Genomic DNA, 16,819 nt, shown 5'->3' with positions numbered 1-16,819 from the left:
TCGTCAACCTTGATTGACGAAACCGGCAATTTACACCGGCTTAAAATCTCTGACAAGGCCGGGGCGGTGGGGTGGTTTTGGAAATCGGTTGTAAATGGCCGGGATTTTGGGATTTGAGGGGCGAAAAAAAGAGGAAAGCTGTTGGGGTAAATGCAGGGATTTCGGTGGCTTTGCGGTTTGGGTGGGCATGAACGCGTCTCTTGCGCGGTGCGACCCATCTACTCAACGGGGTGGAATCGCTTGATACTTTGTGGTGACGATCGAGCAAATTGTGGGCCGCCGTTGGAGATGAGATCCCTGTGAAGCGCACCGAGTTTTGGATTGATGTGGGCGGAACGTTTACCGATTGTCTGATGCGCAGCAGCGACGGTGCGACGCGACGCATCAAAGTGCTTAGTTCTGGCAAGTTGCAGGGGACGGCGGGCGCAGCCAGCAGTCTGACTGCGATTGTGGATGAGACGCGGTGCAGCGATCCAGCCGATGTGTGGCGCGGTTATCGGCTGAGTTTGCTCAACGAGCAAGCACAGCCGATAACGTCGCGTACCGTTGTTCAGTTTGATGCTGCGATTGGTAAGCTGACGCTCGATCGTCCGTTGGAGCAGGCGCCTACGGCGGGAATGCTTTATCTGCTGGAAGGAGACGAGGAGGCGCCGTTGGTTGCGATTCGTCGCTTGCTGGGCTTGGCGCGCGATCAGGCGTTTCCGCCAGTTGATGTGCGCTTGGGGACCACGCGCGGAACCAACGCGCTGTTGACTCGCACCGGTGCGGCGGTTGGATTGGTGACGACGGCCGGGCTTGGCGACATCCTGGAGATTGGCTATCAGAATCGACCTCACCTGTTTCAGCTGAATATTCAAAAGTCGACGTCGCTGGTTCGCCAAGTGGTGGAGATCAACGAGCGCCTCGACGCAGACGGCAATGTCTTGCTTCCCTTGGACGATGCAGAGGTCGAGCAGAAGCTGCGCGGATTGCTCAACCAAGGGATCCGCTCGTTAGCGATCTGTCTGTTGCATAGCTATCGCCAGCCTATTCATGAGCAGCAGGTCGCGGCGATTGCGCGGCGCGTTGGCTTTCACGATGTGAGCGTCTCGCACGAGGCAGCGCCGTTGATCAAGATGGTTGCCCGCGGCGATACGACGGTGGTTGACGCTTATTTGAATCCGGTCTTGCGCGACTATGTCGCTGCGATTCAGCGCGCGTTGGGCGCCGATAGCCGCTTGAGCTTGTTGACCTCGGCCGGCGGTTTGATCGCGGCCGATAAGTTCTCGGGCAAAGATAGCATCTTGTCGGGGCCGGCTGGCGGAGTGGTCGGCTATGCGGCGGTTGCGCAGCAAGCCGGTTTCTCGCGAGCAATCGGGTTTGACATGGGAGGAACCAGTACCGATGTTTCGCGGTTCGCGGGCCAGTTTGAGCGGCAGTTTGAAACCGAGAAAGCTGGCGTGCGAATCGTCGCTCCGATGATGGCGATCGAAACGGTCGCCGCCGGCGGCGGATCGATTTGTGATTTTGATGGGGTCAAATTGGTTGTCGGGCCGGCCAGCGCTGGCGCGGATCCGGGGCCAGCTTGCTATGGATGCGGTGGGCCGTTGACGGTGACCGATATCAATTTGGCGCTGGGAAAGCTGCAAGGTGCGCGATTTCCGTTTCAACTGGATGCAGTAGCCGTTGAGCGGCGTCTGCGGGAGATTGCGACCAAAGTCGAAGCGGCGACCGGCCAACGAATCAGCTCGCAAGAGTTGGCGACCGGCTTCTTGCAGATCGCCAACGCCAACATCGCCAAAGCGATTCGGACAATCTCGGTTGCCAAAGGGTACGATCCCCGGGCCTACGCGCTGGTTCCGTTCGGTGGAGCGGCAGGGCAACATGCGTGCGCTGTCGCCGAACTGCTGGGTATCACCAATCTGCTGTCGCATCCCGACGCCGGCATTCTTAGTGCGGTCGGAATCGGCGCCGCGGTAACAACACGCTATGCGACGCGCGGCGTCTATCGCTTGTTGGATGACGCCGCAGCATCGCTGGCAGAGATGCTGGCCGAGTTGAGCGCCGCAGCAAGCGAGCAGGTCGCTGCTGACGGAGTTGCAAAGTCGCAGGTCTTGTGTCGTGAAGAGATCGAACTGCGCTATCACGGACTCGAAGCGTCTCTGTCGATCGCGGCGCGACCGCTGGAAGACTTGGGCCAGCGCTATCATCAGTTGCATCAGCAGCGCTATGGTTATTGCCGCGAAAATCAAGCGATTGAAGTTGTCGCCGTGCGTGTCGAAGCCAGCGGCCAGGATTGTGGTGAGCAGCAACCAAGTCGCAGCGCACCGCCGTATGCGGCAGCTTCGACGGGTAGCGTGAATGTTTGGTTTGCCGGCGTAGCCACCAAGACCCCTCTTTATCAACGCGATCAATTGCGCGGCGGAGCGGTGATCCCCGGGCCGGCGCTGGTGACCGAAACTCTGGCGACCACGGTGATTGATCCCGGCTGGACCGCTGAGCTGCTGAGCGGCGGTGAACTGTTGATGCGCTATCAAGCAGCGACCGAGTCGCCAAGCGACGTCCGTCTGGGATCGAGCGATGCGACGGTCGCCGATCCGGTCTTCCTGGAGATCATCAACAACCAGTTTGCGGCGATCGCTGAACAGATGGGGGTCGCGCTGCAAAACACTTCGGTCAGCGTCAACGTGAAGGAGCGACTTGATTTTAGCTGTGCGATCTTCACCGGCAGCGGCGACCTGATCGCCAACGCGCCCCATATCCCGGTTCATCTGGGAGCGATGGGCGAAACGGTCAAAGCGACGATCGCCGCCAATCCTCAGATGGCGGCAGGCGATGCGTTTGTGACCAACAATCCGTATCGCGGCGGATCGCACTTGCCGGATGTCACCGTCATTACGCCGGTCTTTATGGAAGATGCGACTCAGCCCTGTTTCTTTGCCGCCAGCCGCGCGCATCATGCCGAGATCGGCGGGATCGCGGCCGGATCGATGCCGTCGGGATCCAAGACCTTGGCCGACGAAGGCGTCTTGATCGACAACTATCAATTGATGCATGCTGGCGTCGCCCAGTGGGAAAGCTTGGAAGCAATCTTGCGTGATGCGACACATCCTTCGCGCAATGTCGCCGATAATCTGGCCGATATCGCGGCGCAGTTGGCCGCCAATCAGCATGGTCGGTCCGATTTGGAATCGATGGTGCAGACCTACGGTCTGGCGGTGGTGCAGCAGTACGCCGCTCATATTCAGGCCGCCGCAGCGACCAAGACCCGCGCTGCGCTGGCTCGGTTGCAGGATGGACGACATCGATTTGAAGATCATTTGGATGATGGTTCGCCGATTGTGGTCGAGATCGAGATCACTGGGGATCAAGCCGTAATTGACTTTGCAGGCACAGGCCCGGTGCTGCCGGGCAATTTGAACGCCAATCGAGCGATCGTCACCGCGGCGGTGATGTACTGTCTGCGCTGCTTGTTGGATGAAGAGATCCCGCTGAACCAAGGAGTGCTTGAGCCGGTCGAGATTCGCTTACCTACTTGCTTGTTGAATCCGCCGTTTTTGGGAGCTCCTGAAAAATGTGCGGCCGTCGCCGGTGGTAATGTTGAGACTTCGCAGCGTGTGGTAGATGTGTTGCTAGGTGCGTTGCAATTGGCCGCGGCCAGCCAAGGGACGATGAACAACTTTTCGTTTGGCGATGCGACGTTTGGTTACTACGAAACGATTTGCGGCGGCGCTGGAGCGACCGCCGCATCAGCTGGCGCGTCGGCCGTGCATACCCATATGACTAACACGCGGATGACCGATGTCGAAGTTTTTGAGTTGCGGTTTCCGGCTCGCGTACGCCGCTTTGCGATCCGCCGCGGATCAGGCGGAGCAGGCATGCATCACGGAGGTGACGGAATCGAACGCGATATTGAGTTTCTGCGGCCGGTTACTGGGTCCTTACTAACCCAGCGTCGCGGTCCGTTTCCGCCGTATGGTTTAGCTGGAGGGGCACCAGGTCAATTGGGTGAAAATCTATTGCGCCGCGCGGATGGAACCGAAATCCGTTTGCCGGCGATCGTCAGCTTTGATTTGCAGCCAGGCGATGTCTTATTGATCCGCACGCCGGGGGGCGGCGGATGGGGAAAGCAATCAACGGAGTAACCTGTCCGGCGCCCGAAAATGGTCGTTTGACAAAACACTAGCCTGAGGCGCGAGTTTTGAAGTTGCGCTATTGGAGGACAAACAATGAATGGAACACGGAGACCACGGATAAATCACGGCTTTTCACGGTCAGAAATCGTCGTTGTTTGTGCAGCAAGCTGGCATTTTCAAATTGACTTGGTTTCTAAACAAATTTGATGTGATGGGAAATTCCTCTTGCCGTGTAATTCCGTGATTCATCCGTGTCCTCCGCGTTCCATTTCTTACGAACCTGCTGAAGAGCGCAACTTCAAAAGGCGCGAGCCGGGTTAGCATCATCACGCGGATTACCTCGCTGGCGCTGCGGGCTAGTGTACTGTCTTCTAACTACTCGTCGTTCCGCAGATCAAATTTGCAGCAGCCGAAGTCGAGCGAGCCAGCCGCTTTGCTTTTCAGAAACGATTGGTTGAGATCGTAGTAGACGAACTTCCCCTCTTTGTGGGTTGTGACAATCTGGGCGTGATACAGGACCCGCAGATGGTGCGACGTGTTGGCGATTTCTAGCTCTAACAGCAGCCCGATATCGGTGACGCTCATGGGGCCTTGTTGCAAGGCGCGAATGATCTGCAGTCGATAGGGATCGGCCAAGGCCTTGAGGTAGCTAGCGCAAACGTCCACGCTAGGAAAATCGGACGGCTCTTGGTGTTGCGGCATGATTCGCTTCGCGGTATTTGGTCGATCGAAGGAGCGAGCCGGCGATCGAAGCCAGCTTCAAGCGATTGATTATCGAACGCACCGCCGTGATTCACAAGGTGAAGAGAACGAATCGTCCACTACTGGGGGTATTTTGCAGTTCCCGCTTTCAATTGTTGCAGTCGTTCGGCGACCGCGTCACGGTATTTTTTGACAATCTGGCTTTCTGGCTCTGGATATCGGCCTTGGTCGTTGGTTTCAATTTCCCAGTCAGAGAGGACCTGACGCAGCTTGTCGGCCTCGGCTTGCAGTTGCGGATCATCGATCAGGTTTTTGGTTTCCCAGGGATCGACCTGCAAGTCGTACAGTTCTTCTTGCGGCTTGCGCGGCTGCATCAAATAGGCCTGGACCTCATTCATCTTTCCCTCTTGGAACAGCTGCCACAGCACAGGGCGAATGGGGCGAACTTGCTCTTCGTAGGCGTGCACGGTGAAGTAAGGAACCTCCGGCATGTCATTGCGAATGAACTTGTAACGCTTCCCAACCACGGTGCGGCATTTGTCGTACACTTCGTCCCAGCGATCACGTGCGGCGAAGACATACTCGCGCGGCTGACTATCTGCGGCTAAAAAGGGACGCCCTTGCATGTAGCTGGGGACTTTGGCGCCGGAGGCGGCAAGGACTTCGGCACTCATATCGATCACGCTGACTAGCTGGTCGCTGGTCGTGCCGGGCTTGATCTTGCCGGGCCAGCCGCAGATTGCCGGAATGCGGATGCCATCTTCAAACACAAAACCTTTGCCGCGAAAGACGCAGCGTCCATTGTCGCCGATAAACAGGATTAGCGTATTGTCGGCGATTCCTTCTGTCTCCAGGCGTGCGACGATCTCGCCCACTTGCTCGTCTGCTTTTTCGATCTGATCCAGATAGGTCGCCCAGTCTAGACGGATCGCCGGATGATCGGGCAAGTAGGGTGGCAGCTGCACCTGGGCGGGATCGACTGGATCGGACGACGCTTGGCGCGTCTTGTTCCACCAGTTGCCGCGATGCGTGACGCCCAGCTGGATCTGCGCGAAGAAAGGTTGCCCCGGTTGGCGATTGCGCCAATCATCGCCGTCAAAGCCGTCTTCTTTTTCGAGCGTGAAATTGAAGTCGGTCTTCTTGCCGTATCCGCAGCCGATGGCGCAGTAATAGCCTTGCTCTTTCAAATAGGCGGTGAGCGGGCGGACCGGCGGCGGCAGTTTGCCGATGCTGCTGCGATGATGATGGGCGCCGATCGTCGTCTGATACATTCCGGTCATCATGGCCGAACGATTGGTCGAGCAAATCGGTGCGGTGCAGTACGCCCTGTCGAGTTTTAGTCCGCTGGCCGCCAGCTTGTCCAAGTTCGGCGTCTGCAGCGCCGGCGTTCCATAGCAGCCCAAGTCGGGGCCGATATCTTCGGCCATAATCCAAACGATGTTGGGCTTGCCGGTTTCTGCCTGGGCGAATGCGGTGGTGGCCATCACCCCAGCAAGCAAGAGAACGCCGAGTAAAAAGGAAAGACCGCGAAGCTGGGAGATATGAATAGCATGCATAAGAAACTCTCGATGGGCAAGTGAACGCGCCGGTCAACCGAAGCGCAGTGGAGAGCTAGGAAATCGCACGCAAGACCGGGGGGTAAGGTCAAACTCCATGTTAGCCCGACGCGCCAGCGATTGAAATGCGATCGCAAGTAAATGTCGAAATCCCAACAGTTAATTAAGAATGAATAGGCGGGTCCGCTGGACCGGACTGGACAGCATCGTTTTTTCTTTGACGCAGAATGGACTGGACTCGTCCTTGCTTTTTTTTCGGGATCGATTTATCTGGCAGTCTACGCAGACTGAGTGACATGCTTGGACTGAAGCGAAGCGGATGGCTGGGCGTGCTACCAGACCGGACAGCAGCGTTTGTTGAATGACGGAGTGGACTGGATTCGCCATCGTTTTTTTTTGAGCGACTGTGGACTGTGGACTGTGGACCGGACTGCGAACTATTTTTTTTCTGCTGAATTGAGAAACCGCCAATTCCCCGTCCCGCGCAGCAGACAAACCCGCCAACCTCTCTCGAAGTTGCCGGCCTTCAATGACAATACACCGCCAAACTGAAATCAGCAGGTCGCACGTCGAATCGAAATGTGTTAAGATATATTAGTAAAAGACTAAGACTTTGTCAAGTCGCAATCTTTGCCACCGCACCCAAGCCAAAGCGACGATGCGGCACGGCCTTCGTAGCAAACAACTCCGTCCCCGCCGTGTTTGCGTGGTAACGCCGCTAGTCTCATTCCCGCCGAATCAAGATCAGCACTCCTACCACCACAGCCAGAACCGCTAGCAGATCGCCGCTATAGGCGAAGCTGAACTGCAGGAAGGGGGCTGTCAGCACTCCGTACAGGATCAACCATACGGCGAGGAGGATCATGGCGATATTTCTGGGAATCTTCATGCACGGTTTCTCAAGAAGGGGCAGCCCTGTTTGGCTTGCGGCAGTAGGGCGATACCGTAAAGTTAATCGTCCCACGAACGCATAGCCAGCAAATTATCAAACCCGACCGAGTGTATAGGCTTGGCCGAGCAAGTTGTGGGTAAGAACGCCGAAGCTGAGCAAATGGTCGCTGCCGAATTACTGAGAGTGAGAATACTTTCGCAGTTCCACTCGTCGTGAAAGCGAGAATCACAAAAAGATCCAGCCAAGTGGATGCCGGCCAGGTGGGGCAGTCCGAGGACCCATCTCTCTGCAAACGTGTTGGACAAAGGGGGAATGTAGAGTGTGACGCGCAGTTGGTTTGAAGTAGAACGCGGATACCCTCGCTGGCGCTGCGGGCTAGTGTTTTGTCGAACGTGCTTTGCGGCAGGCAACGCCTCCAGGCTCCAGGAGATGCGCTAGCGCGGGCTGTTTTGCCCCTCCCCAGGCAGAGCTAAAAATGTGGCCTTGGCACTAAAAATCGTGTAAACTGAGAATGTCGGAAAATTTCTGATCCTGCCTGCTTCTCCCCGCTTTCGATCTCTCCGGTTTAGGCTTCTTCGTTTATGATTCGCCCTGCCGTATTTTTGTTGGGTCTGGTTACGTTTAGTGCTGCGGCTGGGGCTGAGCCGGCGGCGGTTGATTTTCAACGTGACATCCGGCCGATCTTGTCGGAGAACTGCTTTCAATGTCACGGCCCCGATCCCGAGCATCGTGAGGCTGAGCTTCGGCTTGACAATGCGGCCGGCGCGCATCATGCGGCGATTGTGCCGGGCAACTTGGCCGAGAGCGAATTGGTTGCGCGGATCATTTCTAGCGATCCAGAGCTGTTGATGCCGCCGGCCGACTCGGGCAAGTCGCTGACGCCGGAGCAAGTCGAACTGCTGAAGCAGTGGATCTCGCAAGGCGCCAAGTATGAAGTTCACTGGGCGTTTACCGCGCCAGTGCGGCCTGCGGTTCCGCAGGTTGCTGATCCAACTTGGGTGCGCAATCCGATTGATGCGTTTGTTTTGAACCGGCTGGAAAGTGAGTCAAATCTGGCGCCAGCGGCCGAGGCGGAGCGGGCGATTTGGCTGCGCCGGTTGAGTCTTGACCTGATCGGGTTGCCGCCGTCGATTGCAGAGGTCGATGCGTTTGTCGCCGACACGGCTCCGGATGCGGATCAGCGGCAGATCGAACGTCTGTTGGCGTCGCCCCATTTTGGCGAGCGCTGGGGACGCGATTGGTTGGATGCGGCCCGATATGCGGACTCAGACGGTTACGAGAAAGATCTGCCGCGAGCAAATTGGTTCTATCGCGATTGGGTTGTTGCGGCGCTCAACCGTGACATGCCGTACGACCAGTTTGTCATCCAGCAGATTGCCGGCGACCTGCTGGAGAATCTTGATCAGGATCGCCTGGTCGCGACCGGATTCTTACGCAACTCAATGGTCAACGAAGAAGGGGGCGCCGATCCCGAGCAATTTCGGATGGCGGCGATGTTTGATCGGATGGATGCGGTCGGTAAAGCGGTCTTGGGGCTTACGGTGCAATGCGCTCAATGCCATACCCACAAATACGATCCGATTTCGCATCACGAATACTATGGACTGTTCGCCTTTTTGAACAACACGCACGACGCGTCGATCTCGGCTTACACCCCCGCCGAGACGCAGCAGATTGCGACGATCAAGCAACAGATCACGGCGATCGAAACGAAGCTGAAAGCAGCGACCCCCAATTGGCCGAAGCAGATGGCGGCTTGGGAAGCCGCGGTATCGGGGAAGGCCGATTCGTGGGAAGTGTTGTTGCCTGGCGATCTACCGTTTGAAGGGCAGAAGTTTCGCGTGCTGGAAGATCATTCGATCCTCAGCGAAAGCTTTGCTCCGCATAGTTCTGCTACGCAGTTTGTGATGCAGACGACAACAGCGCAGCAGATTACCGGGATCCGACTTGAGCTTTTGACTCATCCTCAGTTGCCGCGTCGAGGTCCTGGACGCTCGATGCGTGGAACTGCTGCGGTGACCGAGTTTCATGTCTATGCTGCACCGGCCAATGATCCTGGGAAGCGGACGAAGCTGAAACTGATTGCGGCAACCGCCGACGTGAATCCGGCCGAAGCTCCGCAGCCTGAATATCTGCTCAACAAGCAAGGAAGAGCTGGGGACAAGCGGGTGACCGGTCCGATTGCATTTGCGATCGACGGCGATGCGAATACGGCTTGGACAACCGACAGTGACCCTGGGCGCCGCAATCAATCGCGCAATGCGGTGTTTGTATTTGAGCATCCGGTGGGATACTCCGAAGGGACGATCTTCACGGTGCAAGCCAACATGCAGCACGGCGGGTGGAACAGCGATGACAAACACAATTGCATCTTCGGTCGCTTCCGGTACTCGGTGACCACTGCCGCCAACCCAATTGCCGATCCCCTGCCGCGGAAGGTGCGAGAGATTTTGACGATTGCCGCCGAGCAGCGGAGCGAAGCTCAGCAGCAACAATTGTTTGCGTATTGGCGAACGACGCGGCCTGAGTGGGCGGAGGAAAATGCTGCGATTGAAGCGTTGTGGAGATCGCATCCCGAAGGCGCTTCGCAGTTGGTTTTGGAAGAGCGCGCGACGCCGCGCACCACTTCGCTGCTGCTTCGCGGTGATTTTTTGACGCCAGGCGAAGAGGTGCAGCCAGGCGTGCCCGAGTTTTTGCATGATTTACCTGCCGGCGACAAGTCTTCGCGACTTACACTGGCCAAATGGCTGGTCGATCGGCGTTCTCCGACCACGGCACGGGCGATCGTCAACCGAATTTGGCAAGGTTATTTTGGCATCGGGCTGGTCGAAACCAGTGATGACCTGGGATCGCAAAGCTCGCCACCATCGCATCAAGCGTTGCTCGATTGGTTGGCGGTCGAACTGATGGAGCATGACTGGAGCTTGAAGCATCTGCATCGTTTGATTGTCTCGTCGGCGACTTATCGCCAGTCTTCGCGTGTGACAGCGGATGCTTATGAGCAAGACCCGTACAATCGTCTGCTCGCCCGCGGGCCCCGGTTTCGGGTGAGCGCCGAGATTGTCCGCGACATCGGTTTGGCGGCAAGCGGGCTGCTCAACGAGAAGATCGGTGGTCGCCCGGTCTATCCGCCGGCGCCAGACTTTTTGTTTCAACCGCCGGCCAGCTATGGGCCGAAGACTTGGAACGAAGCGACCGATCAGCAGCGCTATCGCCGGGGGTTGTACACGTTTCGCTTTCGCAGCGTCCCCTATCCGATGTTCGAGACGTTTGACGCCGAGCCGGGGAATATTTCGTGTGTGCGCCGCAATCGGTCAAACACGCCGCTGCAAGCGCTGACCTTGCTGAATGAACCGCTGTCACTGGAGTGCGCCGCCGCGCTGGCGGCGCGTACATTGCAAACCGCAGGCGAGACCGACGCCGAGCGATTAGAGTACGCGCTGCGCTGCTGCATCGCACGCGTCCCGACGGCGGAAGAAATCGCGATGCTGCAAAATATGCTCGACAAGCAACGCGCGCGGATCGCCGCCGGTGAACTGGACGCTGCCGAAATTTTGAAAGCGCCCGCAGCCGCGACCGTCGCAGGAGAAGAGGCCAACGAGTTGGCCGCCTGGACGTTGGTGGCTCGCGTGATGCTGTGCTTGGACGAAACGATCACGAAAGAATAATTCCACGCAACGTGGAAGGGATAAGATGATGACGCCAAACGAGATTTCTCGCCGCTGGTTTTTGCGTGATTGTGGGGTCGGTTTGGGTTCGATCGCGCTGGCCGACCTGCTGCGCGATGACTCGACGGCTGCGGCAGTCGATCCGCTGGCGACGAAACAACCGCACTTTGCCGGGAAAGCAAAGAACGTCATCTTCTTATTTATGGCTGGCGCACCTAGCCATTTGGAGATGTTTGACTACAAGCCGCAATTAGAAAAGTTTGACGGGACGTTGCCTCCGGCGGAATTGTTGGACGGGTATCGCGCCGCATTTATCAACCCGAATTCGAAGCTGTTGGGGCCGAAGTTCAAATTTGCCAAGCACGGCAAGTGCGGCGCCGAGATATCGGAACTGTTACCTCACACGGCCAAGATTGCCGATGAGCTGGCGATCGTGAAGGCGATGAAGACTGACGCCTTTAATCATGCGCCGGCGCAGATCATGATGAACACTGGATCGCCGCTGTTTGGCAAGCCCAGCTTGGGCGCGTGGACGATGTACGGGCTAGGGGCCGAATCGCGCAATCTGCCGGGCTTTGTGGTGTTTAGCTCTGGCAAGAAGGGGCCCAGCGGCGGCTCAAGCAATTGGGGGAGCGGGTTTCTGCCGACGGTTTATCAAGGGGTTCAACTGCGCAACGTGGGGGATCCGGTTTTGTATCTCTCGAACCCGGCCGGCATGGATGCGTCCGTGCAGCGCGATACGCTGGACACGATCAATCAGCTGAATGCGCAGCGTCTGGCGGCGACCGGCGACCCAGAGATTGCGACGCGGATCAATTCGTTTGAGATGGCGTACCGGATGCAGTCGAGCGGGCCAGAGCTGATGGATTTGTCTTCAGAACCGCAGCATGTGCTGGATATGTATGGAGTCGATCCCGACAAACCGTCCTTCGCTAAGAACTGTTTGTTGGCGCGTCGCCTGGTCGAACGTGGAACGCGATTTGTGCAACTGTTTCACGAAGCATGGGATCAGCACGGCAACTTGAAGAAAGACTTGCAAGAGAACTGTTTGGCGACTGATCAGGCCTGTGCGGCGCTGGTGCAAGATCTGAAACAACGCGGGCTGCTGGAAGATACGCTGGTCATATGGGGAGGCGAGTTTGGTCGAACGCCGATGGTTCAGGGGGGCGGAGACGATGGCCGCGACCATCATCCCAATGCGTTTACGATGTGGATGGCTGGCGGAGGAGTGAAGGGGGGCGTTTCGCACGGCGAAACCGACGACTTTGGTTTCAACACGATACGTGACGGGGTCCATGTCCGCGATTTGCACGCCACGATCCTGCACCTGCTGGGGTTTGACCACAATCGATTATCGGTCAAATTTCAGGGGCTAAGCCAAAAGCTGACCGGGGTAGAGCCTGCTCGCGTGGTGCAGGAGTTGATCGCTTAAGCTTACCGCTTGCAGACTTCCGGTGCGTCATCATGGCGCGTCTTGATATCAGATCGCGTCGCTTGGATCGACACGCATGTCGATTGGGTCGACTAGCGGCACGCAAAAATGCATGCTTGCAAGCGGGTGTCAGCGACGACGAATTAGAAAATGGATTTCTTTGCGCCAGCATTTCTTCGGCTGGCGAAGCGCCCTGATTCTAACTGGGGAGTAAACATCGGCGACAACGACGATGGTTGGTATGGGATATGCAGGTTATGTCCGCAACCCATCGATCGCTTGCACCGGATCGTGAACTAGAGCAGCAGGAGAAAGCAGCAACGTGAAGAAACTTCCCCGACGTGGATTTACCTTGGTAGAGTTGCTGGTGGTGATTGCGATTATCGGCGTTTTGATCGGGCTGCTGTTGCCGGCGGTGCAGCAAGCCCGCGAAGCGGCGCGGCGATCACAGTGCAGTAATAATCTGAAGCAACTGGGATTGGGGTTTCACAATTTTGAGAGCGCCTACAAGGGACTGCCTCCGCGTCGCTTTCGCGCCATTGATCATGGATATACCGGCTGGGGAACTTTTCTGCTCCCTTACATTGAGCAGCAAAATATCTACGACCAATACAATTTTGCCTACGATTTTTACGATCCGATCAATAAGCCGGCGGTAGAAACGAAGTTGTCCGCGTTTGTGTGCCCTTCGACGCCGCGAACACGCGATACGGTGATCGCTCAAAAAGCGACCAGCTATTCGGTCAATACGGACAAAAGTACGGTGTTTGAAGTCAAAGGCTGGATTGATTACTTAACTCCCAACGGCTTTTATTTGCCGTCTACCGGTTGGGGCGCAGGTTTAACCAACGCCGATAACACGCAGCAAGCGCTGGATGATTCGTGGGGAGATGTGCCGAACTATACGCCGCGCAAGTTTGCCGATATTACCGATGGCCTGACAAACACGCTGATCTTAAATGACACGGCTGGTTGGCCTGATCTGTATGAAGGACGTCGCAACACCGGAACCGATATTACGCTTTTGAATCGTGGATCATGGGCCGGCTGGCAATCTTGGGTTTACGCACCTTATTCGCAAGACGGGACTTTGAATGCGGTTAACAATGCCGCTTCTGGCGATCTGCTGAATTGTTCGATGAACTGCGGCAATCGATTTCAGATCTATTCGTTTCATCCCGGCGGTGCCAACATCTTGTATTGCGATGGATCGGTTCAATTTGCGGTCAACCAACTGGATCCGATCAACTTTTACCGGATCTCGACCATCAACGATGGCGAGGTCATCACGACGGCGAAATAAGCTACGTTTTGCGAAAGATGCTATGCGTTGTTCAATGATCTTGCACGGGTCGATTTCATTTTGGTTGTTGATTGCTGTCGCGCTGTTGGGGTGTGGAAAAGCGGAACCCCCGTTGGGACCGCCCCCCTTTCCTGTCTCGGGAAGCGTCACCTACAAGGGAAAACCGGCCGTCGGGTTTCGGGTGTTGTTTCATCCGGTGCAAAAATTTGCTGGCGCGAATTTCTCGCCGTCTGGCGTGACCGATGAACAAGGAAACTTTGCGCTGCATTCTTATTCAGGTCACGAAGCGGACGGCGCACCTGCCGGCGAGTATTGGGTGACTTTTCAATGGCCTGATCACATCAATACTAACGAAACTGCTGAGCCGACCCCGGAGCGAGATCAACTTCGCGGAAGGTTCAGCAACCCGCAGAAGTCAAAATGGAAGGTCCAGGTCTCCGAAGGCGAGAACGACCTGGATGCTTTTGCATTGAAATAAGCAGCAAGCACGAAAAGGTATACTTGGATGAACAGAGATCTAGCTTTCCGACTATCACGACGGAACAAAGTCACGGCGCCAGGGTTTTCGCTGGTCGATTTGATCGTCGCCGCCTGCCTAGTTGCGATTGTTGTCGCTGTCATATTGCCGACGATTCAAGTCGCTACTGAAGAATCAAAACGGCAGCGCTGTACGAACAACCTGCGCGTGATCAGCAACAGTTTTCATCAAATCGCCGACGCTCGAAAAGCGTTTCCACCGCGGCGCACCGGATTTGAAGGAAAAAAAGCATACGGTGGCTGGGGAACCGAGATTCTCGCCTCATTGCACCCCCAGTTGAGCGATCGATTTGATCGCAACTACGACTTCTATGATCCGAAAAACAAAGCAGTTGTCGAAACCCAGCTCGACGAATTTCTCTGTCCTTCCGCTCCTGAGAATCGCAAGGTTGCCCTCCGTGCCAGCGCATCCGCAGGCTCACATAATGCAGATCGGGCCACCGTGTTTGAAGTCAATGCGGGCGCGAACGACTATATCTCGTCGAATGGTCTGTTTATGCCGGACTCTGGATACGGGGCCAATTGGCCTAATGAGCTGCGCGGCAACGACCATCAATCGATGACCGACAATGATTCGCTTCCCTTTCGACTAATTACCGATGGCCTGACGAACACATTTCTGATTGTAGAAAAAGCGGGCCTGCCCGAAAGTTGGCGCGTTGGCGAAAAGATCTCGGACTCGACTCCACTCGGTGGCGAGAACACGCGTGGCGCTTGGGCCGGATTCGGCTCGATTGCGTTTATGGTTTTCGATCGAGAAACAGGCACGATCCGCGGCAAAGGAGATTCCGACGACTGTGCGGTCAACTGCAACAATTACTTCGGCATCTACGGTTTTCATCCGGCAGGCGCCAACGTGTTGTTTTGCGATGGCTCGGTCCGGTTGGTGACGCCCGAGCTGGATGGATTGATCTATGGACGATTGACCACTCGCGATGATGGTCAGGCGATTGATCTGGCGGCGTTTTAGTTCGCTCGCTTGTTGTTTCTCATGGACCGTTAGTGGAATTGATCTTACGTATGATTGTACGAAGTCGCACGCCGCTGCTCATGCTGCTGGTGATTGTTGCAAATGCTGCGATTGGCAGCGCCGACCCGCCGAGCGCATTGCAACTGGCCCAGCAGATTGATCAACACCTAGCCGCCGCGCAACAGGCGGGTCAGATCACGCCGACAACGATTTCATCCGACGCCGAGTTCCTCCGCCGGATCTATTTGGATTTGGTAGGTCGGATTCCGACCGTCTCGGAAGGGGATAAGTTTTTAACTTCCCAGGACGAGGATAAACGAGCGAAGCTGGTTCATCGGTTGGTCCGCTCTGGCTCGCATTCTCGACATATGGCTACTTTTTGGCGACGAACTTGGATCCCGCAAGCTGATACGCCTGAGTTTCGCGGTTTGAGCGAAGAGTTTGAGATCTGGCTGACAATGCAGTTGACCAGCGACCAGCGCTATGACGAGATCGTGCGGCAAATGTTGACGGTGAACGCATCCGAGGATCCGTCGCAGGAGTCGGCAGAGGGAAGTGTTGTGCTAGCGACGCCTGAGAGTTTTCTCTCGGCAAGTCTCCGACAGCCGGAGAATCTGGCCGCGAATACGACTCGGGCATTCTTAGGTGTCAATCTCGATTGTGCTCAGTGCCACGACCATCCATTCTCGCGTTGGACCCAAGAACAGTTTTGGGAAACAGCCGCGTTTTTCGCTTCGCCAAAATCTGGCGAAAAGGTATCCGCCAGCGATTTTGAAATTGCGATGCCCGAGAAAACGCAGCAGGTCCAAGCAACTCTTTTTACCGGCGACGAAATACCTTGGCCAGCTGAACTGCACGGCGATAGTGGACGCACAGCGCTAGCGACCTGGGTGACGCAAGCGAAGAATCCTTATTTTGCGCGCAACGCCGTTAATCGGGTCTGGGCTAATTTTCTGGGGACCGGTTTGGTAGAGCCGCTGGACGATCTGTCAGATGAGAATCCGCCGGCTCATCCTAAAGTGCTGGAGGATTTGGCCAGCGCGTTTGTCGCGAGCGATTTTGACTTAAAACTGCTGACCGAAGCCATTGTCTTGACCAAAGCGTATCAGCGATCCAGCCGAGTATCGCCGGGCGAAACGGCGCTGGTCGATCCGACCCTCTATGCTCGCATGCCGGTACGCGGACTGAGCGGCGAGCAATTGTATGACAGCATTCGCACGGCGGCTGGCTTGCCGATTGAGCGGAACGATCTTGACCCGACCAAAGGCCGCGACGCACGAGAACGCTTTACCGGCAATTTTTTTGTCGAAGACGCGTCCCATGCCGAGCGTTCGATCTTGCAATCGCTGTCGCTAATGAACGGTGAAGTGACGCGCGAGATTGTCCAAGCCGAGGCAAGTCCTCTGCTGCAGACGTTGGTGGATGCGCCCTTTCTGAATGACCAAGAGAAAGTTCGCACCTTATATAAGGCGCTGCTTGCCCGTGATCCGCGTCCCGAAGAGGCGGAATCGTTCGCACTCTATCTGACGACGGCGTCAGACAAAGGTGCGGCGCTGGGCGATCTGATGTGGGCGCTGTTGAACAGCGCCGAGTTTAACACCAACCACTAGCAGCGATTGCTTTCGCACCTTGAAGGAAATGATC

The 16,819-nt window shown here is 56.4% G+C and carries 10 protein-coding genes; 7 read left to right on the top strand and 3 right to left on the bottom strand.

The window, feature by feature from the left end:
- The first annotated feature begins 299 nt into the window (after nt 1–299).
- Nucleotides 300–4,124: a hydantoinase B/oxoprolinase family protein gene (locus SH421x_RS15560; RefSeq protein WP_488850240.1), complete on the top strand. Its 3,825-nt coding sequence runs from the start codon at nt 300–302 to the stop codon at nt 4,122–4,124.
- 366 nt (nt 4,125–4,490) lie between these two features.
- On the opposite strand, the gene SH421x_RS15555 is transcribed toward SH421x_RS15560, so the two are convergent.
- The 3 genes from SH421x_RS15555 to SH421x_RS15545 form a co-directional block, all read right to left on the bottom strand.
- Entirely contained in the window at nt 4,491–4,817 is a 327-nt protein-coding gene (locus SH421x_RS15555; protein ID WP_488850239.1) for an ArsR/SmtB family transcription factor, read from the bottom strand.
- Nucleotides 4,818–4,936: 119 nt separating this feature from the next.
- Nucleotides 4,937–6,373: a sulfatase family protein gene (locus SH421x_RS15550; RefSeq protein WP_488850238.1), complete on the bottom strand. Its 1,437-nt coding sequence runs from the start codon at nt 6,371–6,373 to the stop codon at nt 4,937–4,939.
- Between the two features lie 724 nt (nt 6,374–7,097).
- Entirely contained in the window at nt 7,098–7,262 is a 165-nt protein-coding gene (locus SH421x_RS15545) for a hypothetical protein (RefSeq protein WP_488850236.1), read from the bottom strand.
- Nucleotides 7,263–7,846: 584 nt separating this feature from the next.
- On the opposite strand from SH421x_RS15545, the gene SH421x_RS15540 reads away from it, so the two are divergent.
- From SH421x_RS15540 to SH421x_RS15515, 6 genes are all read left to right on the top strand, one after another.
- A complete protein-coding gene (locus SH421x_RS15540) occupies nt 7,847–10,933 on the top strand; it encodes a PSD1 and planctomycete cytochrome C domain-containing protein (RefSeq protein ID WP_488850235.1) in 3,087 nt (1,028 codons plus the stop codon).
- A gap of 28 nt (nt 10,934–10,961) precedes the next feature.
- Nucleotides 10,962–12,365: a DUF1501 domain-containing protein gene (locus SH421x_RS15535; RefSeq protein WP_488856447.1), complete on the top strand. Its 1,404-nt coding sequence runs from the start codon at nt 10,962–10,964 to the stop codon at nt 12,363–12,365.
- 322 nt (nt 12,366–12,687) lie between these two features.
- The gene (locus SH421x_RS15530) at nt 12,688–13,668 is read left to right on the top strand and encodes a DUF1559 family PulG-like putative transporter (protein ID WP_488850234.1); all 981 of its coding nucleotides are present in this window, start codon (nt 12,688–12,690) and stop codon (nt 13,666–13,668) included.
- A gap of 22 nt (nt 13,669–13,690) precedes the next feature.
- Nucleotides 13,691–14,146, top strand: coding sequence for a carboxypeptidase regulatory-like domain-containing protein (locus tag SH421x_RS15525; RefSeq protein WP_488850233.1), 456 nt, complete (start codon nt 13,691–13,693; stop codon nt 14,144–14,146).
- A 27-nt stretch (nt 14,147–14,173) separates the two neighbouring features.
- Nucleotides 14,174–15,175 (top strand): DUF1559 family PulG-like putative transporter, encoded by a 1,002-nt coding sequence (locus SH421x_RS15520; protein ID WP_488850231.1) that lies wholly within the window; start codon nt 14,174–14,176, stop codon nt 15,173–15,175.
- 50 nt (nt 15,176–15,225) lie between these two features.
- Nucleotides 15,226–16,785 (top strand): DUF1553 domain-containing protein, encoded by a 1,560-nt coding sequence (locus tag SH421x_RS15515; RefSeq protein ID WP_488850229.1) that lies wholly within the window; start codon nt 15,226–15,228, stop codon nt 16,783–16,785.
- Nucleotides 16,786–16,819 lie beyond the last annotated feature (34 nt).

It is taken from the genome of Blastopirellula sp. SH421 (genome assembly GCF_057808535.1).
Note: the sequence above shows the minus strand (reverse complement) of the source record. Positions and strands in the feature narration are given on the sequence as shown.